This window comes from Alloprevotella sp. oral taxon 473 str. F0040 (assembly GCF_000318095.2).
GTDB lineage: Bacteria > Bacteroidota > Bacteroidia > Bacteroidales > Bacteroidaceae > Alloprevotella.
This window is the reverse complement of record NZ_KB290718.1, coordinates 180,285-205,415: the sequence shown is the minus strand read 5'-3', so window position 1 is coordinate 205,415 and position 25,131 is coordinate 180,285. Positions and strand designations below refer to the sequence as shown.

Annotated in this window: 17 protein-coding genes and 1 tRNA gene; 2 read left to right on the top strand and 16 right to left on the bottom strand. The window is 46.1% G+C overall.

Annotation, left to right across the window (positions count from 1 at the left end; all coding sequences use genetic code 11):
• Positions 1–18: 18 nt before the first annotated feature.
• From HMPREF9999_RS09210 to HMPREF9999_RS09175, 8 genes are all read right to left on the bottom strand, one after another.
• Positions 19–1,383: a 5-methylcytosine restriction system specificity protein McrC gene (locus tag HMPREF9999_RS09210; RefSeq protein WP_009752471.1), complete on the bottom strand. Its 1,365-nt coding sequence runs from the start codon at positions 1,381–1,383 to the stop codon at positions 19–21.
• Complete coding sequence (locus HMPREF9999_RS09205) at positions 1,376–2,803, bottom strand: McrB family protein (RefSeq protein ID WP_009752470.1); 1,428 nt, start codon at positions 2,801–2,803, stop codon at positions 1,376–1,378. Before HMPREF9999_RS09205 ends, HMPREF9999_RS09210 begins: the two co-directional genes overlap by 8 nt.
• Positions 2,804–3,318: 515 nt before the next feature.
• Positions 3,319–5,529: a polyribonucleotide nucleotidyltransferase gene (gene pnp, locus HMPREF9999_RS09200; protein ID WP_009752469.1), complete on the bottom strand. Its 2,211-nt coding sequence runs from the start codon at positions 5,527–5,529 to the stop codon at positions 3,319–3,321.
• Between the two features lie 251 nt (positions 5,530–5,780).
• Positions 5,781–7,100 (bottom strand): M16 family metallopeptidase, encoded by a 1,320-nt coding sequence (locus HMPREF9999_RS09195; RefSeq protein ID WP_009752468.1) that lies wholly within the window; start codon positions 7,098–7,100, stop codon positions 5,781–5,783.
• A 153-nt stretch (positions 7,101–7,253) separates the two neighbouring features.
• Entirely contained in the window at positions 7,254–8,735 is a 1,482-nt protein-coding gene (locus tag HMPREF9999_RS09190; RefSeq protein WP_009752467.1) for an oligosaccharide flippase family protein, read from the bottom strand.
• A gap of 111 nt (positions 8,736–8,846) precedes the next feature.
• Positions 8,847–8,917, bottom strand: a tRNA-Gln gene (locus tag HMPREF9999_RS09185).
• Positions 8,918–9,985: 1,068 nt separating this feature from the next.
• Complete coding sequence (locus HMPREF9999_RS09180; protein ID WP_009752464.1) at positions 9,986–10,330, bottom strand: YkvA family protein; 345 nt, start codon at positions 10,328–10,330, stop codon at positions 9,986–9,988.
• A gap of 421 nt (positions 10,331–10,751) precedes the next feature.
• Positions 10,752–11,744 (bottom strand): malate dehydrogenase, encoded by a 993-nt coding sequence (locus HMPREF9999_RS09175; RefSeq protein WP_009752462.1) that lies wholly within the window; start codon positions 11,742–11,744, stop codon positions 10,752–10,754.
• A gap of 254 nt (positions 11,745–11,998) precedes the next feature.
• On the opposite strand from HMPREF9999_RS09175, the gene HMPREF9999_RS09170 reads away from it, so the two are divergent.
• Entirely contained in the window at positions 11,999–13,336 is a 1,338-nt protein-coding gene (locus HMPREF9999_RS09170) for an NADP-specific glutamate dehydrogenase (RefSeq protein ID WP_009752461.1), read from the top strand.
• A gap of 38 nt (positions 13,337–13,374) precedes the next feature.
• Positions 13,375–14,172, top strand: a complete 798-nt coding sequence (locus HMPREF9999_RS09165) for an LEM-3-like GIY-YIG domain-containing protein (protein WP_009752460.1) — start codon at positions 13,375–13,377, stop codon at positions 14,170–14,172.
• Positions 14,173–14,414: 242 nt separating this feature from the next.
• Here HMPREF9999_RS09165 and HMPREF9999_RS09160 read toward each other — a convergent pair whose 3' ends face one another.
• From HMPREF9999_RS09160 to HMPREF9999_RS09125, 8 genes are all read right to left on the bottom strand, one after another.
• Positions 14,415–15,464: a hypothetical protein gene (locus HMPREF9999_RS09160; protein WP_009752458.1), complete on the bottom strand. Its 1,050-nt coding sequence runs from the start codon at positions 15,462–15,464 to the stop codon at positions 14,415–14,417.
• A gap of 28 nt (positions 15,465–15,492) precedes the next feature.
• Positions 15,493–16,266 carry a hypothetical protein gene (locus HMPREF9999_RS09155; RefSeq protein ID WP_009752457.1) on the bottom strand — a complete coding sequence of 258 codons (774 nt, stop codon included), beginning with the start codon at positions 16,264–16,266 and terminating at the stop codon, positions 15,493–15,495.
• Between the two features lie 56 nt (positions 16,267–16,322).
• Positions 16,323–18,659 carry a TonB-dependent receptor gene (locus tag HMPREF9999_RS09150; RefSeq protein ID WP_009752456.1) on the bottom strand — a complete coding sequence of 779 codons (2,337 nt, stop codon included), beginning with the start codon at positions 18,657–18,659 and terminating at the stop codon, positions 16,323–16,325.
• Between the two features lie 254 nt (positions 18,660–18,913).
• The gene (locus HMPREF9999_RS09145) at positions 18,914–19,357 is read right to left on the bottom strand and encodes a DUF2946 family protein (protein ID WP_044063414.1); all 444 of its coding nucleotides are present in this window, start codon (positions 19,355–19,357) and stop codon (positions 18,914–18,916) included.
• Between the two features lie 161 nt (positions 19,358–19,518).
• Complete coding sequence (gene priA, locus HMPREF9999_RS09140) at positions 19,519–22,002, bottom strand: primosomal protein N' (protein ID WP_009752454.1); 2,484 nt, start codon at positions 22,000–22,002, stop codon at positions 19,519–19,521.
• Between the two features lie 15 nt (positions 22,003–22,017).
• The gene (locus tag HMPREF9999_RS09135; RefSeq protein WP_044063413.1) at positions 22,018–22,683 is read right to left on the bottom strand and encodes a ribonuclease HII; all 666 of its coding nucleotides are present in this window, start codon (positions 22,681–22,683) and stop codon (positions 22,018–22,020) included.
• 111 nt (positions 22,684–22,794) lie between these two features.
• A complete protein-coding gene (locus tag HMPREF9999_RS09130; RefSeq protein ID WP_009752452.1) occupies positions 22,795–23,112 on the bottom strand; it encodes a YbjQ family protein in 318 nt (105 codons plus the stop codon).
• A 184-nt stretch (positions 23,113–23,296) separates the two neighbouring features.
• Positions 23,297–25,111: a hypothetical protein gene (locus tag HMPREF9999_RS09125; protein WP_009752451.1), complete on the bottom strand. Its 1,815-nt coding sequence runs from the start codon at positions 25,109–25,111 to the stop codon at positions 23,297–23,299.
• Positions 25,112–25,131: the final 20 nt, after the last annotated feature.

The window sequence follows — 25,131 nt, the reverse complement described above, 5'->3', positions numbered from 1 at the left end:
GATTGGAGACAGAGGGATTTAACAGATAAGAACTTGTTTGTGGTGGAACTTATTATCGAAGTTAATGACCTCATTAAGCCTAGTCTTCACTTCTTCTATTTTATTCTTCACCATTGGAATACCAACCATCAAAACTTTGACTTCTGAAGTTGTGACTGAACTGTATATCTTCACTTCATGACAAATGAAATCACTGAACGGGTAGACTAGTATGGCTTGTTTTTGAGTCATACCATTTAAGGAACAATAGGCTAGTATTTGATGAAGATCATGGCGGAAGGTTTCCTTGATATCTTCGCTATCTTTGTTCCAATTAAAAAGATGACTTTTGTACTTTGCGTCAACTACTATCTGTTTGTCTCCTTTCTGAATAATCATATCTGGTTCCAGATAGTTAAGTGCCCATGAGGGACGATTTCTCATGCGGATACTATAATGAGGATTGTTCACTTCTCTTGCCCCTTTCTTTTTAGATACATCGCTCAATAAGTACTGAATATACCTCTCAAAAAACTCTGCATAATCCATACGCCATGCCAACTTTTCGTTAGTACTATTGCGTAAGATGTTATTTGCTAGTTCTTTAAGCTGTTTAATGATATAAGGGTCTGATGTACGGAGTTTTATTTGGTCTATAGGAGAGCAACGTTTATCACGAAGTTTTATCTTCATTCTGGCGATCTGTGAAGAATAGACAGCCCGCGTTCTAAGTGGCGTTCTTTGAGATTCTAGTTCTTCTATAGCAAGTTGGAGGACGTAGTTTAATTGCTGCCACTCAGGATGATCCGAGGTGAGTATATTGCATTTGTTATGGAAAACAGAGAATTCCATAGGATTGCGCGCTGTTCTTATGGCATGTTCCGACCACAGCGTAGAACCACTTGGTTGGCGACTGGTTCTGACTTCATTGGTAAACTTTCCCCATTTGAACTTTTCCGCTTGCTCATAAAGTTCCAAGTATTTGCAGCACTCAATAAATATGGGTGGCGTCATCTGAGAATCCTGAAGCAACTGAAGTTCATCGGAATATTCAGGTTTTATGGTACTATCAAGTAAACTTATTAGTTCTCCTACATCCTCTCCAAATCGGCCGATAACAGTTAGATCTCCCACCGCTTTACCATTCATAGGAGAAATAATAGGGATTGCACCCACAAACCTAGATGTTGTGAGTTTGATAGCAGGCTTGCCATTGACGGACTCTATACATGCAGAAATATCAAGATAGGATAAATTCTTCTGATTCAGATCCACAAATCTCTGCATGACAGCTTCCATTGAGCGGCCTTTCCATTTCCAACTTTGCTTCACCTTATCGCAAGTCCATATTGTAGAAGACAAAGTTGGTAGCTGTCCCAAAGATAACACCTGCATTTTACTCATACATCAATTTTCCTGTTTCTTTTAGGAATAAGTCGCAGAAGGAGTCTTTCGCCTTCAATAGATAACCTTCAGCCAAGTATTCTTTTATCAAGGGCATTAATTCATATATCATACGCTCCTTCATTTCCTTGTTAGCTTCCTGTTTGCTTACAATAAAATAAGATTGACCAGGTTGGAGATTAAGTTCATCATCAGTAGCGTATTGGAAAAAAATATTAGCAAATTTATTGTAGCTATCTTTCATGAACTTCTTACCACTTCCGGGCGTTATCTCGTGAGGACGGAGAGTGTACCATGCAAAGCGGCGGCGCAATGCAAAGTCTACGACAGCCAAACTTCTGTCAGCGGTATTCATGGTTGCTATCACATGAAGATTATCAGGAAGCTGAGTAAGCTTCATTTTACCAACTGATATTTCAACGTCTCTCTCCCCCGATTGATATTCGAAAAGATAAAATACTGGACCAAGCACGTTAGACAAATTGGCGCGGTTGATTTCATCGATGATCAGTAGCACATTTTTGTCTTCATTGCCGGCTGCATATCTTATGGCTTGATAAAGCACACCTTCCTTCGCTGTGAACTGTGGTTGCGACATATCCCCAGACATATTAGGCTCTATACCGTAGACAAAATCGGAGAAGGTCGTTTCTGCGTGGAATTGTTCAAAGAATGTTTTATCGTAACTATTAGCGATATTCAATGCTGTATAGGTCTTTCCTGTTCCTGGAGCTCCTTGCAATACGATATACTTACGTCTTTTGAGAAGGTCTTTTACCTCCTGTTCTTCGTTTGGAACGCTTGTGGAGAGAATACTTGACAAGCAGGCATCTACCAGTTCTTTTTTCTCTTTCGTCCCCCAAGATCGTATCTTAGCGTAGGTAGCCAGCCATGCAGAAATGGTGTTTATTCCTTCTTCCTCTTGAGGATTAACAATGCAACTAGCGGGCAAAACAGTCTTATACTTCTCTATGACACTGGCTAATTGAGTATATGATGCGCGAATTTCTTTCAACAAATCAGTTGACGTATTTTCTATATCATTAAACGATGCCTTGAAAAACGTATTCTGCCCCTTGAGTTTAAGGAACATTCTGCGAAGACCTGGAAGTGCTGCCAACTGATAATCGTTGCGGAATCCAGACGAACCTACAGCAAGACAAACCACACAAGTCGTCACGTTGTCTACTGAATTTGGAAAAACGACAAAAGAGAAATCAGAGTATGGCCCAGAAGTTTCTTCTTCTGGATTGAGGAATCCAAAATATGCAGTACCACTAGTAAATGCCTCTGATTGTAAGTTTGTTCTAATAATGGTATTTCCTATTGGGTTCTCTATCTGCTGCCCTTTGTTTTTTGGGGACATACCAAAGGCTATTGCTTTTTTACAGATTTCCCCAAAGAACTCTTCTGCTTTCATATTGTTTTGTGTAATAGGTGTTTAATAATGAGATCAGGTGCTTTCCTAACTTGGTTGGAATTGTACTGGTTAGGGATAATATCGATACGACAGTAAATCCTATACTGCTGTTCATAAGAGGCTGACGAATAACTTTAGGTGAGCTCGTAGTCAACAGTTCCAAAAGAGGCTAATTTCTTCCGCAAAGTTACTTATAATTTCCATGTTATCAAAACCATCGTGAGTACCTTGTAAAAAGTATTAGCCCTCAAAATGCGACAATTAGAAATGTAATTGGAAGGAACTATAGATATCCAATTTCATGTGTTTGGCTGAAAGTCTCCTATCACAAAAGTTAGTGGTCTTCTCTTATGGTTATCCATAATAAAAATGTCCTCACACTCCCAACGGAGTGTGAGGACAAATTGTATATTATCCTATGCTGCAGAATGCAAGGTATAGACAATATGCAGCTAATAGGCTGCTAAAACTCAGCTTATAGGCTAAAGCAGCCTACTAGGTTAAAAAGCGTGAGATTAGTCGCGTTGTTCACGACGGGGACGACGCTCACCATCTTCGCGGCGAGGACGGCGTGCAGGACGTTCTTCCCAACCCTCGGGCTTCTCGGTCAAAACCTTGTGAGAAAGACGGAACTTACCAGTCTTTTGGTCGATTTCGAGGAGCTTCACTTGGAGCTTGTCACCTTCCTTGATGCCAGCGTCTTCAACGCTTTCGAGGCGATTCCAAGAGATTTCTGAGATGTGGAGGAGACCTTCCTTAGAAGGCATGAACTCTACGAAGCAACCGTAAGGCATGATGCTGATGACCTTGGCATCGTACACTTCACCCACTTCGGGGATAGCTACGATAGCGCGGATCTTAGCAACGGCAGCATCAATACTGTTCTTGTTAGGAGCAGAAACTTGAATCTTACCTACGCCATCCACTTCTTCGATAGTGATGGTAGCACCAGTTTCTTCTTGCATACCTTGGATGATCTTACCACCAGGGCCGATAACGGCACCGATGAATTCCTTAGGAATTTCGAAGGCTTCGATGCGAGGAACGTGAGGCTTGTAGTCTTCACGTGGGTGATCCATGGTCTTCATCATCTCACCGAGGATGTGTTCACGGCCAGCCTTAGCTTGAGCAAGTGCCTTTTCGAGGATTTCGTAAGAAAGACCATCGCACTTGATATCCATTTGAGTAGCGGTCAAGCCCTTGAGCGTACCCGTGGTCTTGAAGTCCATGTCACCAAGGTGGTCTTCGTCACCGAGGATGTCAGAGAGGACAGCATACTTGTCTTCACCGGGGTTCTTAATCAAGCCCATTGCGATACCAGAAACAGGAGCCTTCAAGGGAACACCAGCGTCCATGAGCGAAAGAGTACCCGCGCAAACGGTAGCCATAGAAGAAGAACCGTTAGACTCGAGGATATCACTTACCACACGTACAGTGTAAGGGAAGTTAGCAGGGATTTGCCCCTTCAAACCGCGCCATGCCAAGTGACCGTGACCGATTTCGCGACGACCTACACCGCGTTGAACGCGAGCTTCACCGGTAGAGAAGGGAGGGAAGTTATAGTGAAGGAGGAAGCGCATGTAGCTCTTATCGAGTACATCGTCCACCATCTTTTCATCGAGCTTCGTACCGAGCGTTGTGGTAGAAAGGCTTTGTGTTTCACCACGAGTGAAGATAGCGCTACCGTGAGGACCGGGGAGAGGATTCACCTCGCACCAGATAGGACGGATGTCAGTAGTCTTACGACCATCGAGACGCACGCCTTCGTCGAGGATGCAACGACGCATAGCGTCCTTCTCAACATCGTGGTAGTAACGATCAATGAGTGCATTCTTTTCAGCCAATTCGTCTTCAGTAAGCTCGGTGTGAGCAGCAGCGTAAGCCACCTTAAATTCTTCACGAACAGCTTCGAAAGCATCGAAACGATCGTGCTTTTCGAGTGCAGACTTCGTGATGTCGTAGCACTTTTGGTAGCAGTCGTTCTTCACTTGTGCACGGAGATCTTCGTCGTTCACTTCGTGGCAGTATTCGCGCTTCACATCCTTGCCCAATTCCTTAGAGAGTTCCTTTTGGATTTGGCACATGGGTTTGATAGCAGCGTGAGCCACCTTGAGTGCTTCGAGGAGTGCGCTTTCGGGCACCTCGTCCATTTCACCTTCCACCATCATGATGTTCTCTTCAGTAGCCGCAACCATGAGATCCATGTCGGCACCCTTGAGTTGTTCGAAGGTAGGGTTGATCACAAACTCTCCGTTGATGCGAGCCACGCGCACTTCAGAGATAGGACCATCAAAAGGAATGTCGGTGCAAGCCAAAGCTGCAGAGGCAGCGAAACCAGCGAGAGCATCGGGCATATCCACGCCATCAGCACTGAAGAGTGTGATGTTCACAAACACTTCTGCGTGATAGTCAGAAGGGAAGAGGGGACGGAGGGCGCGGTCAACGAGACGAGAAGTGAGGATCTCGTAGTCGCCAGCACGACCTTCGCGTTTGGTGAATCCACCGGGGAAGCGACCCACAGCGGAGTATTTTTCTTTATAGTCACATTGCAAGGGCATGAAATCGGTGCCGGGGGCAGCGTCTTTGGCACCGCAAACGGTAGCGAGAAGCATCGTGTTGTTCATGCGCAGCATCACCGCGCCGTCCGCTTGCTTCGCGAGCTTACCGGTCTCAATGCTGATGGTACGTCCATCAGGCAGGGAGACAGTCTTTGTAATAACGTTCATCTTATACTTTTATAATGGATAATTTCGTTGAGTATGGCCGCTTATTTGCGCCCCATGTGAATGTGCTGAATTTTTGTAGTCAGTTTATTTTACACGCACAAGCGCAAATTTACTAATTTAATTTGATTTTGAGGCCTTTCGGGTGCTGATATTTCGGGTAATACTTTTGTCTACCATCCTGTTTATACTAAAAACTCCGATTTCATCGGGAAATATTTTTTTTCACTATAACAGGTAGGCTTCAAATGCAATTAGTGATATATCAGTGTGTATCTTGCTTCTGGTCGATAAATCTCTTTGGCTAGCTGTTGGAGTTGCTCCGCAGATATGTTGCGAATCTTTTTATAGAGTCGTGAAATATTGCGATATGTGCCGAAATGTGCAAACTGTTTAGCCATTGCGAGTGCCGCGCTTTCAGAGTTATCGCCAGAGATACCAATCTGTCCACAGAGCTGCTCTTGAGCTGCATGAAGTTGTCGCGGGGTGAGTGGGTGTTGCGCTAGTTTAGCAAGCTCACGCTCCACCAGTTTGCAGCAGCGATTCACATCTTCCAGATCACAACCAAAATATACATTCCAGAATCCTGTGTCGGGATAAGTGTTGAGATAGGCATCGATGCTATAGACCAAACCACATTTCTCTCTCACGGCCATGTTTAAGCGAGAATTCATGGCAGGGCCTCCTAATATATTATTGAGTAAAAGAAGCGTGAAGCGACGTTCGTCATCACTTCCGAAGGTGAGTCCTCCCATCATGACGTGTGCTTGGTGAGTGCCACGATTAACACGGCGCACAGTCGGTAATGCCGGGGTAATTGAGCCTTTTACCTCCTTAGTGGTTTCAGAATTGCCGATTTCATCGTTATTTGTTCCTAATTCTCTCTTGGGTTTGATAGAAAAATGCTCTACGGGTTCTGTATTAAAATCTTCTGAGTCTTCGATGGAACCGAACATTTTGCAGTTGTGCCATTTCTGGAGTTGGCGAATGATAGTGCGCATCTCTACTTCTCCATGCACATAAAACACCGCGTTTTTAGGAGTGTAGTGCTGTTTAGTAAATCGCATCGCATCGGCAGTAGTGTATGTGCGCAGACGTTCGGGATCCCCCAAAATGTCGCGACCAAGAGGTGCGTCACCATAAACCAGTTGTTCAAACTCATCGAAAATCAATTCAGCAGGGCTGTCGCGATAACTGTCGATTTCATCGATGATCACCTCCACTTCTTTGTCGATTTCTGCCTGCGGATAGGTGCTGTGGAAAACAATGTCGGTGAGCACATCCACTGCGCGTGAGAAATCCTTGCGTAGCACCGTGGCAGAATACACCGTTTCTTGTTTGCTGGTGAAAGCATTGAGTTCTCCACCTACGCGCTCCAGATAGTCGTTCACTTGTCGTGAGCGGCGGCGAGATGTTCCCTTGAAAGTCATGTGTTCGATGAAGTGCGCCATGCCACTGTCGGCTGCATCTTCGTGGCGGGTGCCTGTGCAGAGCACATAGCCACAGTGGAGCACGTCAGAGGAGCGGTAATGCACCACCACGCGGAGACCATTTTCTAAGCGGAAACTCTTCATGGATGTATGGGTGTGAAAAGGGATGAAACCGATGAAATCGAAGAAAAAATGAGATGTTATGCGATGAATTCGTACATTTTTTAGCTACCCTTAGGAGGGTAGCCCCATAAAGGCAAGGGTAAAATAAGAACTCCTTACTTTTGCTGATAGAGGTTATCGTTTGCGGAAATACTTGCCCACTACGGGAAGTGAGGAAAGTGGAAAGTCAGTGCGCACAATATAGGTGAGAAATATTCCGATGAGAAGCGTGTTGAAGACTAAACGTAGAAAACTATTGTTGATAAAATCGGCAAAAATCACCATTCCAATGTACAGTGCCGCGGTGAGTGCCACGTAGCGGAAAATGCTTTTGAGTGGATAGTTGATAGGATAGTATTTTTGTCCCACGAAGTAGCTCAGCAGCATCGCTACGCTATAACCCGCCACGCCCGACCAGGCGCAAGCCATGTAGCCATATTGTGGAATGAAATAAAGATTGCAAGCCACCAATACCAGGCAACCAGCGGTGGAGAACCATGCTCCCCAAATGGTGCGGTCGGTGAGTTTATACCAGAAGGAAAGATTAAAATATATGCCTTTGATGATTTCGCCTACCATCACCACTGCCACTGTAGGCAGTCCTTCCCAGTAGTCGCGCCCCATGAGGTGTTTGAGCACGTCTATATACGCCATCACGAGGAGAAATGCAGCCAGCGTAAAGATGATGAAGTATTTCATCGTGGCTGCATAGGTGGCGCGGTTGTCGCCTGAACTATCATTCTTTGCAGCTGCAAAAACAAAGGGTTCGTAGGCATAGCGGAAAGCTTGCGTGATGAGTGCCATAATCATGGCTATTTTCACTGCGGCTCCATAGATGCCGAGTTGTACACGTCCTTCTGCGCCAGGAACGAGCCATGGGAAGATGATTTTGTCGATTGTCTGATTCAAAATACCTGCAATGCCGAGCACAAGCATGGGCCAAGAGTAAACTAACATTGGGCGGATGAGCTTACGGTCAATACGCCAACGTACGCCAAAGAGCTCTTTCCAAAATCCGAGAGTGATGAGGCCTGTACAAATCAGATTGACAAAAAACACGTGTCCTACTTCGATTTGCCAACTCGGCACCAGACGTGGAAGCACCACAAAGTATAGCAGATTGAGTAGGATGTTTAGCACGATAAAGCTCAGCTTGAGCGCTGCAAACTTGAGAGGTCGTTTCTGATAGCGCAAATAGCAGAAGGGCACAGCTTGAAAAGCATCTAGTGCCACCACAGCAGCCATCATCATCACGTAGTTGTGATGGTCGGGATAGCCCATTTGTGTTGCAATAGGATCGATAAAAGCCCCAACTAGTGCCACAAAGAGTAATCCCACGCTACCTACCATCGCTAAAACGGTGGTGTAAACACGCTCAGGGTCGTTTTCTCCATTCTTGTTGAGAAATCGAAAGAGCGTAGTCTCCATGCCAAAAGTGAGTATGACAAAGAGTAGTGCGGTGTAAGAGTAGACGTTGGTGATAACGCCATTAGCCCCCGTGCTTGCTGCAAATACGTGGGTGTAAAGTGGAAATAAGAGGTAGTTGAGAAAACGCCCCACAATGGAGCTCATACCGTAGATGGCTGTATCTTTGGCGAGCGATTGTAGTGATGCCATAGTCCGAGATGGGAAAGAAAGGTGGAAGACTAACAAAAAAAGAAGTAGGGGTATATATACAAAAACGCGCTAATCGTCAGCGTCGATAACGCAGCCAATCAGCGCATTTTGTTGGGTCACCGGGATTCGAACCCAGAATGACAGAACCAAAACCTGTAGTGTTACCATTACACCATGACCCAATTGCGATGCAAAAGTACGAACTCTTTTTGAAACATGCAAGTCTTTCGGCGAAAAATGTGCAGAAAATGTCCGATTTTTGTCTTTTTGAGCCGAATTGAATGGGAGTAAAGACCGGTTTGGGTGGAAAATGCGCAAAACTTTGCGATATATGGATTCACAAAATTGTGAGTAGGGAGGAATGTTTTGACTTCGGGGCGATGCTTGTCTTGCTTCTTCCCTGCCTTTTCATTTTGCCGACATGATTAGCAAGGAGCTAGTTTCTGATGTTTCATGTAGTTTGGCATAGCCCTACATGTATATATGGGTTGATATTAGGGCAAAGAGAGAAAAATCCAGGAAAAAGTGAAGATTTTTCATTGGATACACTATGTTTTGCTATGTATGCTTTGCATAATGGGTAGATTCTATCCTGGCAGTGTATTATGACTGTCTGAGAGGTTGAGACTTACACGCACGCGTATGCGCGCACTACAGCGATTTCTTACTTTTTGCTTTCACAACCTTCACAGACTTCTTTGTAATTGATTTATAATGAGCACTATTAATCGGTTTTTTCCTAGTCCTCTTGCTCTTATGTTCTTTTATTCTTTGGTTAGAGTGTTAAAATATGTCCGAAACTCTCTTATAACTCCTTGTTTTTCATCGCGTTCCAGCGATTTCTGTGAAGGTTGTGAAGGATAAAATACGAAAATCGCTGTAGTGTGCGCGTGCGCGCACGCGTGAGAAGGACTATTTAGGGGTTGTTCACATTCACAGAGTTGAACTATTCCTTGTCGCCTTCGTCTCTTGCTTTTTACGCTTACAAGTTGTTCCATATTTCGTGCGACTTTTTCTCGAAATTCTCTGACATTCTCTCAATAATGTGGGAGATATATAAAGAAATCTCCGAGATGTTTTTCAACACCTCGGAGATATTTAATCTATAGGATTCTTTTCTCCTGCTATCTAAGCGAGTTTGTCGTGCGCTTAATATCTAGCGTGCTCACCAATTAAGCTCTTTCTTATCAGGTTAAGATATAGCATCGGCAGTACCTAAAGCCCATCAACACGCCAACAGAAAGCTACGCTTATTTGTGGGTTATTTTATGCGCACGATCTCTTGCTAGTTTTTTTATATCAGGTGTGATGTAAGTAGTTAAACTCTTAATTAGATATGCTATTGCTCCGATGTCATCGGTCAGTCCACCCATGGGGATGAAATCAGGAATCGCATCTAAAGGGAGTATGAGATAGCCTAAGACACCTAATACCTTCATCTTTTCGGTGGTTGGCAGATTGGGAGATTTAGCTAGATAGAAAAGTAAGCAAATGTTGTAGATAACTTCTTCACCCAATTTACTGCCCCACTTCTTTATGGTTTTCCAGAGGTTCCCGTCTGAATATTCTGTTCCATATTTGTTGTAGTCTGACATAGAATATTGGTATGAGATTGTAAGTGATGATTCGGACATATAAATCAAACAGATTAGTATGTCCGAAAGAATTTATGATTTAGAGTCTTCATTTGAGAGTGTTGTAGAGGGGTTTAGTAGATTTGCTTTGTAAGGTTTAGTCTTTTGATTCAGAGGCGAATTTACATAAAAATATGGGGTGAACAAATTTGCATCAGCAATAAATTGTTTTTAATCCAGCTACTCCTATATTAGCATGCGTCGAGGTAAGTAGGCTTTGGCTAATGCTTTTATATTATGTGAATGATAGTTCTCTTGAGGTAGAGGGAGATGGAGTATGCAGTTTTACTGCCTTATATGGTAAGGGTTCCTATAGTGGCATCAGCAAAAATCGCGCCCAAGCAATGCTTGAGCGCGATTTGTAGTAAGATATCCTCTGAGATTAGAGGTTGGGGTTGATAGTGTTCCATTCAGATACGGGAGGAACGATGTTGAGCGTAACGAGTTCGTCGCGCATCTTGCAGAGGTGTTCGTAGCTAGCATCGAGAGCAGCGACTTCTTCAGCAGTGCCCACGGGCATCTTGTAGCTGCAGCCGTTTGCATCGAGGACAGTGTCCATAGCCATCATGATGTTTTGGTACTTTTCGTTCTTTACGTAAGTACCAGCAGGGTAGCGGAAAGTTTCGCCGCCCATCACGCTGCGGATCATTTCTACAGAGAGGTAAGAGGGGCTTTGGAAAGAAGAGCGACCGCGGAGCTTGATGATAGCAGCACCACCTTGAGTCACGTCCTTACGCATTTGTGCCCATTCTTCTTCGGGGAATTCAGCAGTGCCAACGATGTCGCTGAGCTTGCGGCCAGCGATTTCAACAGCAGAACCGAATACAGCCATTTGTTCGCCGTGGCCACCATAAGTAGCGCAACCCTTCACTTCGTTTTGCATCACGCCGAACTTCTTAGCGAGTGCGCTTTGAAGACGAGTAGAGTCGAGCGCAGCGAGAGTGGTCACTTGACCAGGCTTGAGACCAGAGTAGAGGAGAGTCACGAGACCTGTGAGGTCGGCAGGGTTGAAGATAATCACCACGTGCTTCACGTCGGGGCAGTAAGTCTTGATGTTCTTACCGAGTTCTTCAGCGATTTTGCAGTTACCAGCGAGGAGGTCTTCACGAGTCATACCTTCCTTACGGGGAGCACCACCAGAAGAGATGATGTATTTGGCATCCTTGAAGGCTTCAGCTACATCAGTAGTAGCAGTGATGCGAGCATCGTTGAAGCCGCATTGGCGCATTTCTTCAGCCACACCTTCGGGAGAGAATACGTCGTAGAGGCAGATGTTGGAAGTGAGGCCCATCATGAGCGCACTTTGTACCATGTTGGAGCCGATCATGCCAGCTGCGCCAACGATTACCAATTTTTCGTCAGTTAAAAATGCCATTGTTGTTGGGGTTATAATAGATGAATAGATGTTTATTCTATTGATATGTCGGTGAACTATGGAGCAAATTTACTCATTACTTTTGGAATCATGGAGTATTGTGGAAACTTTTTTCGGACGATTTCCTAAAAAATAAAGTAGATGCAATAAAATAAATAGGTCTTTGCTTGCGCGTGTTTATGAAAAGTGATAATTTTGCAGCGAAAAGAAAGTAATACTTCTGATTTTTCTCCTTCCTTTCAAAAATATCCCCTATGAACGCTTCAAAAGTTCTCGAAGACCTTAAACATCGTTTTCCTAACGAACCTGAGTATCATCAGGCCGTGGAAGAAGTACTCTCCACCATCGAAGAGGAATACAACAAGCATCCTGAGTTTGACAAGGTGAATCTCATCGAGCGTCTCTGCATCCCAGAGCGAGTGTATACCTTCCGAGTGACATGGATGGACGATCAGGGTAATATCCGCACCAACATGGGCTATCGGGTGCAGCACAACAACGCCATTGGCCCCTACAAAGGAGGATTGCGCTTCCATGCTTCGGTCAATCTCGGTATCTTGAAGTTCTTGGCTTTTGAGCAAGTGTTCAAGAATGCACTCACCACGCTCCCCATGGGTGGTGCAAAGGGTGGTTCGGACTTCTCGCCCCGTGGCAAGAGTGCTGCTGAGGTGATGCGTTTCTGCCAAGCCTTCATGCTAGAGTTGCATCGCAACATTGGCGCAGACTGCGACGTTCCTGCTGGCGACATCGGTGTGGGCGGTCGCGAAGTGGGCTATATGTTTGGAGCTTACAAAAAATATACGCGCCAATTTGAAGGTGTATTCACTGGTAAAGGTAGAGAATTTGGCGGTAGCCTCATTCGTCCAGAAGCCACAGGATATGGCAATGTCTATTTCCTCCAGCAGATGTTGGCCACTCGTGGTGAAACACTCGAAGGCAAGACAGTCCTCATCTCTGGCGCAGGCAATGTGGCGCAATACACTGCTGAGAAAGTGCTCCAACTCGGTGGTAAGGTGCTCACTCTCTCCGATAGTGACGGATTTATCTACGACCCCGATGGCATCGACCGCGAGAAACTGGACTATGTGATGGAGTTGAAGAATCTCTATCGTGGCCGCATCCGCGAATACGCCGAGGAATATCCCACTGCGCAATACTTTGAAGGGCAGAAGCCTTGGGGCATCAAGGCAGATATTGCGCTTCCTTCAGCCACTCAAAACGAACTCGATGGCGAGCACGCGAAGACACTGGTGGCAAATGGTTGCATTGCAGTGAGTGAAGGGGCAAATATGCCTTCTACTCCTGATGCTATCCATGTGTTCCAGGAAGCTAAAATCCTCTATGCACCGGGCAAAGCTGCCAACGCAGGCGGTGTTTCGGTGTCTGGTTTGGAGATGAGTCAAAACTCAGCGCGTCTGTCATGGACGGCAGAAGAAGTGGACGCGCGTTTGCACCAAATCATGGAGAGTATCCATGAGGCTTGTGTGCAATATGGCACAGAGGCCGATGGCTATGTGAACTATGTGAAAGGAGCGAACATCGCAGGTTTCATGAAGGTGGCCAAAGCTATGATGGCGCAAGGCGTGATTTAATCCGGAATGCTGGCAATCATCAACTAATAATAGTAGATATGAAATTCAGCCATACAGTCAAAGAGGCCTTAGGGAATTATGTGTATGCCTTGGTTGATCCAAGAAATAGTAAAATATTCTACATAGGCAAAGGTAAGGAAAACAGGGTTTTCCAACATGCAAAGGGTGCTCTAGACGATATTCTAGAGGATGCTCTTTCTGAGAATGCTCCTAATTTAAAGCTTGACACCATTAGAAGCATCATATCAGAGGGAAAAAAGGTTGCCTATTACATTATTCGTCACAATCTTGAGGAAAAAGAAGCATATCTAGTAGAATCCACCTTGATAGATGTGCTGACATATTCGCCATTCAATCATGATAACCAGTTAACAAATCTCGTAGCCGGTCACCATCAATGGGATGAAGGTATTAAGACAATAGAAGAAATCAATGTCTTATATGATTGCGAAAAGATTGAAGTAAAGAAAGGAGATAATATTGAAGTAAAGAAAGGAGATAATATACTTTTGGTAAATCTCAATCGAAGTTACAATCAGACCAAAGCAAAAGGAGTGTATAAGAGAAACAATATCTACGAGTCAACGCGAAAGTATTGGAAAATATGCCGTGAAAAGGCTAAACAAATAGACTATGTACTTGGCGTGTATAAAGGTGTTGTGAGATGTGTTATTAAGGTTGACAACCATTCATTTGTTACGCAAGCTGATGATGGAACCCTCTTTTCAAAACCTCGTTGCTGCTTTGAAGGGGAAAACTGTCTGGACTCTCCATATATGAATAAAGATGTCAGTGATTACCCTTTCGGTAGTGGTGGAGCTATTAGATATATTTAGCCTGACAAAAGGGAGAGAGAACAGAGAATCTTACAAGTTTTTTTCCGATAGTACCATTTGTTTCTTTTTTCACCACAATAATAAGAACTTTGGTGCTTACACACAACTTTAGAATACTATCGAAATCCTTCTACAGTAGACTCCGTATCACTCTTTGATAAAACAAAATATCCGTGGACGATTCTTATATCGTCCACGGATTTTTTCATGTTGTGAGGAGTAGGTCTTAGTGAGATGGAGGATTAGAACCAAAGACTACCGCTTTCTTTGTCTACTTCGCCCAAGATTTGCTCAAACCATTCGTTCAGAGCTTGAATGAGGTTGATGTTGTAGGCACGCGCTGTAGAAGTGACAAGGCGTTTTTCGTCAGCATTGAGTTTGTCGAAAGGCACACGGTCGGTTTTTTCCCAAAGGCCAGTCTCTTCGCGTGAAGCATAAACAATGAAAGGAATCTTGAATTGCACTTCTAAGTGGCTGAGATTGCGCTGACCAGTGCGAGGGGCCACAAAGCCTGAAGGGCTGCCGTCGAGGAACTTGGCGTTTCCTTCAAAGTGGTAGAGACTGATGGTCATGTCAAACTGTTTGCGCTGGCGTTTGAATTGGAAGAAACCTTTCATGCCAATTGGATTTTCAGGGGTGAAAATCAAGTCATCGCCTTTTTTGCCAACAACACGTGAGCCACGAAGTGTGGCAGCAGGAACAATTTTCCCATCGACGGTGGTCTGTTTCAATATGCCATTGGTGGGATTGGTGTCCATGTAGGTGTAGTCCAGCAAAGAATCTGTGACGTTGTCATATTCTTGCGCTTTGCCATCGAAAGTGGGGCGCACGTTGCTGGCTTGGAAGAAATGCTGATGGGCTTTGCTTTCGCCGTTTTCTGCGATGGTGCTCGTGATGTCCTTACCGTCCTTGTCATAGTATTTGATCCACAAACCATATGGGTAGCGATATTCGTTGGAACTCATCACGCGGAACACGGAATCACTGCCTTCTGCCAGCTTCCATTGGTCGCCTTCTCGCACATAGGTGATGTGCTGCACTGCTTTCTTATAGAGAATGCCCTTTGCATCGGCATCCTGGTGAAAGGCTACTCCGTGGAAGTGACCACCAGCAAGGGTGAGTTCAACTTTAGCTGGCGCATCTTCGTCCTCGTGAGGAGTTTCTGATTTTCCGTTATCAGGTTGGAGAGGTTTGTTCTGATTGGGGCGAATCCAAGTTTCATCCTTCTCACAGGCTGTAAAGGAGAAACCGCAGAGCAAAACAATGAGGAGAGAGAGAATCTTCTTGTTCATCTTGATATTGTGTTATAGAAGTTCGTGATTATTTTTGTGTGGTAGAAGCTGCGGACACTGATACTGGGAAACGCATGGTCACATCCCAAGCATCTTCGCTGCGTTGTCCTGGTGTGGGAGCATAGAAGGGAGAAACCGTGTGGTCGCGGCGGCTGTATTTTGAGATGCGTGCGTGCATGAGACGCGTATTAATTTCAAAATTGCGCACTTGCTTGAAGCGAAAATATCCTTTAAAGCCGATGGGATTGTCTTTGCCAATCCAGCGCACCCCATTGTTGCCCATTTCTTGTGACCATGGATCTGTGTCGCCATACACATAGTCAAACACAGCATTGGATCTGACTTCTTTATGCTCGAGCGTGCCGTCGGCGGTCTTCACATTTTCGGCTGTGAAGAAGTGTTGGTGAATTTTATCTTGTCCGTTTTCTACAAACTGATACGTAATATCTTTGTGTTCAAGATCGTAGTAGTGGATGTCGAGACGGTAGACTTGTGTGGGGTCTTCGCTAGCTTGATACACCTCAAAGCCTGCATTGCTGCCTGCCTTGGGAGCCCAACCAATCTCTTTTTGGAGGGAGTATTCGATGGTCTGACGACTACGTTGTGGCATCGTGGGATTGAGCTGTGGAGTGAACACTTGATTTACGAGAGTGCCGGGAGTGAGCGTCAATACCACACTGATAGGATCACCATGATCTTTGCTCTTTCGTTCGTCCACTGGTTCGCGGACGGTGGAGTTGCAGCTGACGAAGCCCATGAGAAGTGCAAACGTCAGTGATAGGAGAGAGAAGGTTTTGTTCATATTATAGGCGATGTTAGAGAGGCTTTGCCTCGTTTTTACTGAGAATTATAGTGATGTTAGAAATCCCACGTGAGCATCAATCGCACATCTCGTCCGAGGTCGTGGGCATAATAGCGGAAACGATTGGTGTATTCACGATAGGTGAGATTGAAAAGATTGTCGGCCGTGAGGAGAATGTGGAGGTGATGTCCGTTGCGCATCACGAAGTTTGCACTCAACTCGGCCCCCCAAAGTTGATAGGCAGGTGGGGTGTGGTCAATCAAGTCGGCTTTTGCATCAAATCGTGTTTGTTTGGCCACGAAGCGATGCGTCACTTTCGCATGGATGTCGTGGAGATGTCCGAGGTGTCCGAAGTGATAAGCTAAACTTTGCGTGGCTCGGAAGGAGGGGATGTAGGGGAGAGGACGATTAGTCTTTGTTTCATTCGCCCATACCATGCTTCCACCTACGGTGTAATGGAGTTTTGGGGTGATTCTTGCAGAGAAATCAGCATCGATGCCTCGGAAGAAAGCATTGTCACTGCGATATTGAAACACAGGATAAGCTCCTGACACCATCGTGATAACTTCCTTGGTAGGCTCATCGTAGATGTAGTGGTCTATCCATTGCAGATAAGCATCGACCGAAGCGGTGATGCGCTTAGAAGCATAGCGCAAGGAGGTTACCCATTTCGCACTCACTTCTGGGCGGAGTGTGGAGTCTCCTCGAGCAAATAGACCACTGGATTGTTCCACGCCATAGCTATACAACTCATGCACGTGAGGAGCACGCCAAGCCGTGCCGAAATTAGTGAGTACATCTAGTTGAGGTAGCACGTGATAGTGCGCGCCAGCAGAGTAGGTGAAGTTGGTGTAGCGGGTCAAGTTTCCATAGTTTTCACCAAAGATGTTTTTACCGCGTGCATCAATGGTTTGATGATCTGCACGTGCTCCAAGTTCTGCTCCCCAATCGTGGCCCGTGTATTTCTGAATGGCGTAGGCACCGAGGTTTTGTTGAGTGTAGTTGGGGATGATGGGCACAACTCCTGTGCCAGGCTCATTGTAATTGTCGATTGCGCCGTAGAAAGCACCGATTTCACTAGACCAGTTGTCAGCGTAAGTGTGTTTCCATTGAGCATCAGTCTGAAAGTTGTTGAGGCGCAAATCCAAGGTAGGCACCATGGAGCGATAGTTTCTGCGCTGATTGTATTCGCGGCGGTCGTCATGTTGCCAGGCTGTCTTCACAGACAATCGACTCTTGTTGGCAAAGGTGTAGCGACCTTCCAGCTTACCAACGTGGTGCACGACCTTTTGGTGCGGATAGTCGATGCTGCGTGTCCAAGGGTAGAAATTGACTGGCTGTCCTATCTTGATGCGTTCACGTAGCAATTCTTCATCACCCATCTGTGCACTGTAGAGTACGCCCACTTGGGTGGAGTAAAAACTATAGAATCCTTGTAGTTCTAGACGTGAGTTGCGCCAACCCAACGCTGCGGATGCGGTGACTTCTCGCATGCCAGTGTTGTTGAGGAGATAGCTACCAGTGCTGCGGTCTCCACCATTAACATAAGTGCCTTGTGCGCGCCAAGCCGCATCGCCGCCGAAGAGTGGAAAACTTTGACTCAAATGCTGGGTTACGGCATATTTTCGTCCATTGGTACCGTAGAGTCCACTTAGCTTACCCATGATCTTTCGTTGACCATAGGGCAAGGGCTGAGCATCCATCAAGACGACACCGCCAAGGGCTTCTGAACCATAGCGCACAGCTTCTGCACCTTTCACCACGGTGACGCGGCCTGCTGCACTGGCGTCGAGCTCGGGCGCGTGATCCACGCCCCATTGTTGTCCTTGCTGGCGCACTCCATTGTTCATAATCAACAAGCGGTTGCCATACATGCCATGTACCACGGGTTTGGCGATGGTCGATCCTGTCTGAATCATACTCACACCACTCACCTGTTCTAGCATGCCGGCAAAAGTGTTTCCCAAGTTTTTTGCGATATCGGCTGTGGTGATGCTATTGGACACAGCATTTTGAGTGTGAAGCACGCGTTGTCCGCTGACTACAGCTTCGTTGAGCTGATTGCTCATCGGGCGCAATTGCACACGAAGAGGTTGGTGGTGGCGCACTTCCTGCACCGCTACTGTGAGAGGAAGGTAGCCGATGGCATGAAGGTGCAGACTATCTCCCTTAAGTAAGGAGGGGGATATCTGCAATATCCCATCTCCTTTCGTTGGGGCGATGTCTTTGTGGCGCGATAGGCTAACTCCTATCACGGGAAGTTGGCTTTCTGCATCGAATACAATGATGCGAAAGGAATTAGAGTTTTGTGCAAATGCGGGCAGTGTGGTGGATAGTAGGCTAAGCACGACCATCGACCACAAGGCGAAATTCTTCGAGAAAAATCGCTTCATAGAGAAATTCTAAGTCATCATCTCACTCTTCGGCAGTAGCAGAGGAATGCACTTTTAGCGTTATTCCTAGTGCGAATGCCGAAGCCGCAGAAACACCTCTAAATAGGAGGGGTATTTCCGTCATGAGAACACAAAAAAGAAGAAAAATAGAGGAAAGGATTTGCCGAAAAAGGGCAAATCAAAATTTAGACTAGTGAGTTTTGCCTATCAAAAAAGAAGATAAGAGCAGTAGGAAACTAGTCTATCACAATAAATTAGGCCTGCGGAGGGCCACGGAGTTGGGGAGTGGTCACGGCAACCGCATACACCGCTTCGGCTTGTTGCTGGTAGGCAACACGCACCGTGGGAGCATAAAAAGAAAAGGCCGTGAAAGTGGGTGGCGTGAAGGGCGAAATCAAGAAGTGGCAGATGGCGCAATCATGTCCATCCGTGCTGTCGCTTTGTCCTTCATCTGGAGAGTTTTTCTGATGTTGAGCGAGCTGTTTACGCAGGTTATCATGCTGTTTTTGATTGGATTGAGCATTGCTGTCCTCAGCCGTCGAAGCAGAAGGGGCATGCAGGGTGCGTGCCACCAAATTGCATTCCACTTTGTCCAACGAAGTTCCATGCTGGTGAAATCCCTTCACCAACACTTGAGGCAAAAATGACAATAGCATGATCCATGCCATCATCATAGCCTTGTATTTTCGTTTGAACATTCGTAGCATGATAGGGGCAAAGGTAGAACGAATTTTCGAAAGTGGCAAGCGGTGTAGCTAAAAGTAGGAGGAATTTTCTGTTTTTCTTGCAATTCAGCAAAGAGAAGTTTCTATATTCCTCCTCTCGATTGTGGAAAAGAAAAGCGATCCAGCCTAAAAGGTTAGACTGGATCGACGTCAAAGTAGATGGTTACATTGCGAAATTGGGGTAGGGCGATGAGGCCCTCGCGATAAGCACGTAGCATTTGGCGAACTTCTGTTGCGCTTCGCGACGAATCCACTTTCAAGAGTATTTTGCGGATGTGGAGCAGTTGCACATATCCCACATGTGGTCGGTCGGGCCCGAGAAGATCTTCCCCAAATTGAGGTTGCAACCATGCAGCCATCTGGCGGGCTGCGCCGGCCACCACACGTTCTTCTCGATGTTTCAGATAAATGGCGATGAGGCGCACGACAGGAGGAAAACGGAATCGTTGACGGTTGCGCATCTCTTGTTGAAACATCGCACCATAGTCGCCATCCACAATCTGTTGCACCACTGGAAGTGTTGCTTGTCGTGTTTGGAGCACCACGCGGCCTTGTTTGCCACGTCTGCCAGCTCTGCCAGCTACCTGTGATAGCATTTGAAAAGCACGTTCGTGGGCGCGGAAATCACATTGGTTCAGCAGTTGATCAGCATTGAGGATGCCCACCACGCTCACTCCACCGAAGTCTAATCCCTTGGTCACCATCTGCGTGCCTACCAAAAGATTCGTTTGTCCGTGTTGGAAATCGTGAATGATGCGTTCGTAGGCAGAGCGTGAGCGCGTGGTGTCGAGGTCCATTCGCCCTACTTTCGCTTGGGGAAAGCAGGTTTCGATAGCAGCCTCAATCTTTTCTGTTCCAGCTCCCATGTCGCGTAGGTCAGCTTGCTCACATTGTGGACAGTGGGTGGGCACATCGTAGTGGGTGCCGCAATAGTGACACACCATTTTGTTCATCTTCAAATGGAGGGTCAGCGGCACATCGCAGCGTGTGCAGTGAGGTGACCATCCACAACTGCGGCATTGAAGTACTGGACTGTAGCCGCGGCGATTGAGAAATAGGATAGCCTGCTGTCCTTGTTGGAGAGCAGCTTCTATCTCGTCGCGAAGTCGAGGGGAGAAGGGGGTAGGCATGAGGCGTTTTCTCCGTAGTTCTGCCACGTCTTCTACCACGATTTCTGGCATCGCCACGTCACCAAAGCGTTGATTCATGGCGACATAGCCATATTTCCCATCTTGGGCATGTGCATAAGTCTCTACGGCAGGTGTGGCAGTGCCGAGAAGTACTTTTGCTCCTGCTTGATGCGCCATGAGAATGGCGGTGTCACGTGCATGATAGCGCGGTGCAGGGTCTTGCTGTTTGTAGCTCGATTCGTGCTCTTCGTCAATAATCACCAAACCGAGGTTTTGGAAGGGGAGGAAGAGGGAAGAACGGACTCCGAGGATGAGAGGGAAAGGGGTTTCGGACAGTTGTTTCTTCCACAGTTCTACGCGCTCATTGTCTGGAAATTTGGAATGATAGACTCCTAGTTTCTCTCCGAATACACGTCCGAGACGATCGGTGATTTGGGTGGTGAGGGCAATTTCGGGGAGGAGAAACAAGACTTGTTGTCCGCGCGCAATCGTTTCCTTTATTAATTGGATGTAGACTTCAGTCTTTCCACTAGAGGTGACACCATGCAACAACACTACATGCTGCTTTTCCCACAAAGCCACAATTTTATCGTGCGCATTTTGTTGCGCTTCGCTGAGAGGATGGTGCAGGCTTTCGGGGAGAGCCTTGTGTAGTTTGAGCCGTCCAACTTCAACATGGTATGATTCGAGCACTCCACGCTTTATGAGGGCGGGAATGCCAGCCGTAGAATCTCCAAGCTGTTCTTGGAGAAGGTTTCGCTGTACGGGCTGAAGCAAAGAGAAATTTTTCAAAGCAGTGGCACTATCAATGCCTGCCATATCGAGGAAAGCTAAGAGAGCTTCACGCTGGCGTTCTGCTCGCTTTAATTGATTGTCAAGTGCAAGAAGGGCTTCTTCCGAATGATAGGACTCGGAAAGACGAAGCATCGTAGTTGTTTTACTTTTGAAGCCTTGGCTCACTCGTTCTTCTACCTCAATCAATCCGTTTTCGATGAGCCTTTTAGCTGCTCGGGTCAGTCCTGGAAGTGGCAGTGCCTTTCGCACTTGGAGCAAACTCTGCGCTTTGGTGAGTGCACGAAGGAGGGCTTGTTCAGTCTTGCTTAGTAGTTCATCATGAGGGTCTGCATCGTCGGTGGCTACAAGGAGTGTTTCGCTCTCGAGCTTTAAGCCCGCAGGTAGAGCTGCTTTCATGACCTCTCCTGGACAGCAGAGATAGTATTGCGCCATCCAACGCCACAGTGCTATCTGTTGAGGTAAGAGTAATGGCTGTTCATCTACCAACTCCTCTATATCCTTTATTTTTTCGGCTTCAACGGTGTTGTTCCCATCATGTAGACGGATAACAATCCCGGTGTAGCGTTTGGATTTTCCCAACGGTACCACTACGCGTGAGCCTACGACAAGACTATCCCCTAAGGTAGGGGGAACGCGATAGGTGTAGGCACCAGGAACAGCCAAGGGAAGTACGATGTCTGCGTAGTGGGGCATGGGAAGAGTGGTAAACTATTTGAAATCTAATTCGAGTTGCGCTCGATCGCCTAGGAGGTTGAAGGTCATGCGATGGTAGGGTGTGGTGCCATGTACGGCAATCCCAGCACGATGTTGGCGCGTTGGGTAACCTGCATTGCGATCCCAGCCATAGTGAGGGTGTTGTTGGTGGAGCTTCGTCATATAATCATCGCGATAGGTCTTGGCTAAGATGGAAGCTGCTGCGATAGAGAGGTATTTTGCATCGCCTTTCACGATGGTCGTGTGAGGGATTATTGTAGCTTTTTCGGTGTTGGCTGGTTTCTTAACAGTCTGTTGCTCTCGTTTTTTGACATAAGGCTTGAACCGATTACCATCGACAATGATGTGTTCGGGGCAAATAGTGAGACCATCGAGAGCGCGGTGCATAGCGAGAATGGCAGCATTGAGGATATTGATGCGGTCTATCTCTTCGGGATCCACTTGTGCCACGCACCAAGCCAGTGCATCTCGTTCAATGATCATACGAAGTTCTTCTCGTTTTTTAGCAGACAATTGTTTGGAGTCATTGAGAAGTGTATTCTCATAGTCTGCTGGAAAGATGACAGCTGCGGCGAAGACAGCACCTGCTAGGCATCCGCGGCCAGCCTCGTCGCAACCGGCTTCGATGAGTCCTTCTGAGTTGAAATGAGATTGTAGCATAAGAATAATCATGTTCTTCTTTGCAGACGCGCAGAACTAGTCTAAAATCTGCAAAGAAGAACGGTTGGTGTTGCGTGTCTATTTACAGCGAGAGGTCGTAAGAGAGGGACGTTAGATGATAACGGCTGTGCCTGTGGCTACTATCATGAGCATAGAACCATTAGCGCCTACGGTGTTGTAGTCGATGTCCACGCCTACAATAGCATTTGCCCCCATCATAGAGGCTTGATTTTGAAGTTCGCGGAGCACTGTCTCTTTACCTTCACGGAGTACCTTTTCATAAGTGTTGGAGCGACCGCCGAAAAAGTCTGTGAGGCTGGCTAGAATGTCTTTGAGAAAGTTGGCACCAATAATGCTTTCTGCACTGATGACGCCAAGATATTGTCGGATGGGCTGTCCATCCACCTGATAGGTCGTTGTGATGAGCATGGAACGTAGATTTTAAGTGGTGAATGAAAATGAATTGGAGTGCTAACTCCTTCTGCAAAGGTAATACATTTGGTGTAATCGAGCTTAGCTTTTTTTCTGTTTCCACAAAAAAAGAGTGACATTCCCTAAAGAATGTCACTCTAAATGGAAACCTCAGTTGAGGAATTGAAGCATCTATATTCTCTTACTTAAGCATATAGTGGATACGTACTTTCACGCAACGGTTGAGTTTTGCGTTGAGGCTACGAGTGCTGTTGTCTTGAACATTACGTACTGCACCATCAAGGCTATTTACGAGGAAGATTTGAGAAGCCACTTGTTGCAAGCGATCTTTACCCTTCAACCATGTGATAACAGTGTTAGCACGGTTTTGAGAAAGAGCATTGTTGCGTTGTAGGCCTACTTGTGCTGCATCAGCACCAGAGTAGTTATCTTGACTTGTAGCAAGACCTTCTGCTTGAATCATGGTGATAGTACCCTTCTCAAGGATGTTCTTAATGCGTGCAACAGTGGCTGCATCAGTGTATTGAGAGATGTGACCTACGTTGCTCATCATTGCTGCGTAGATGTCAGCAAAGCTTACGAGCTCATCACCATTTTCAACCTTGAGGTATTGGCGTACAGTGCCAAGACCAGCGTGAGCATTGAGTTGGTAAGAGTTTGTTTCTTTGTAATTGTCTTCAGTAGCAAGACGTTGTTTCCAAGTTTCGTTGTCGACACGATACTGCCATGCATTGTTGCCATCAAAGATAGGAGCATAGAAGTAGCCTGCATGACGTTGGAAACTTACCATTTCATCAGCTTGGAGGCTGAGCGAAAGAGGCTTAGTAGACATTTCGTAACCACGGGGTACGTAGTTTACAGCGAAGTTGCGGTTAGCAGGTTCAGTGGGAATGTCTACAAATGCAAGACCATTAGTGTTGGCATTGCGATTCAAACGAGCTGTAACAGCAGCGTTGTCTGTAAATTTCTTCTGAGTGTAAATACCGCCAGCAAGGTAGTCAATTGCGTTAACCTTAGAAGTAGCTACTAGTGGAGCGTCGTTGCGACCAGAGTAGTTATTAGGATAGAATACATAGAATGTCAAGGTGCTATAATTCACGGGATTTACACCTTCGGGAATCTTAACAATCTCGATTTTACGTTCACGATAGTCTGTCTTGTAAATGGTTTGGCCAGCGGTTTGCCAAGTATTATGCTTTGTGCCACCAAGATAGTAGGTGAATCCGACAGCTAGACCAATGTTGGCATCAAATTTATTGGCAGAATAGTCGCGGTTACCATATTCGAGATCGAAATTAGTTTGGTAGACGAGTGCGCGGGCTTTAAGGTCAATAGAGAAGTTCTTCTTTTTATTGAAGAAGCGGCTATATTGGAATTCTGCATGTCCGCTCCATTCGTTGTCTGAACCAGTGCCTTGTAGTCCCATATGATGAACTGCACCAAGACCTAGGTTGAGCCAGAACTGATTCATGAGACGGCTGCTATTATTACCTTCGTAGCCAGCAATAAGACGAGAGAGGTTGAAAATACCATTGATGCTGAAATCCCACCAATTGGTTTTCATTTTTTGATACTTTTCTCCCTTGCTATTTGTAAGTATGTCGCCGTAACGATAGCCATAACCGGGAAGAGTATAACCCTTTGAGTTGCTACGAATGAATTCGGCTTTGAAACCGAAGCCAGGAGTAACCCACTTACCAATACCAAGGCTAAAGTCGGGAGAAAGGGTTCCAGAGAAACCACCAAGATGAGAGTGGTCGCCATAGAAACTATGTGCTCCACCTGTAGCAAAGACAAACCAGTTGTCAAAGAAACCATTTGTCATGGTTTGCTTAGTTGAATAGACTGAATCTACGACAACACGAGTGGTGGATACGTTGTCTACTGTGTCACGAGACACTTCACGATAGTTTTTGTAATCGTCTGTTTGTGCCATAGCCGTTGTGCCATAAAAGGCAGCAGCCGAAAGGGCTAGTACTGAAAAATAAGATTTCATCTGTTATTTATAAATACTTG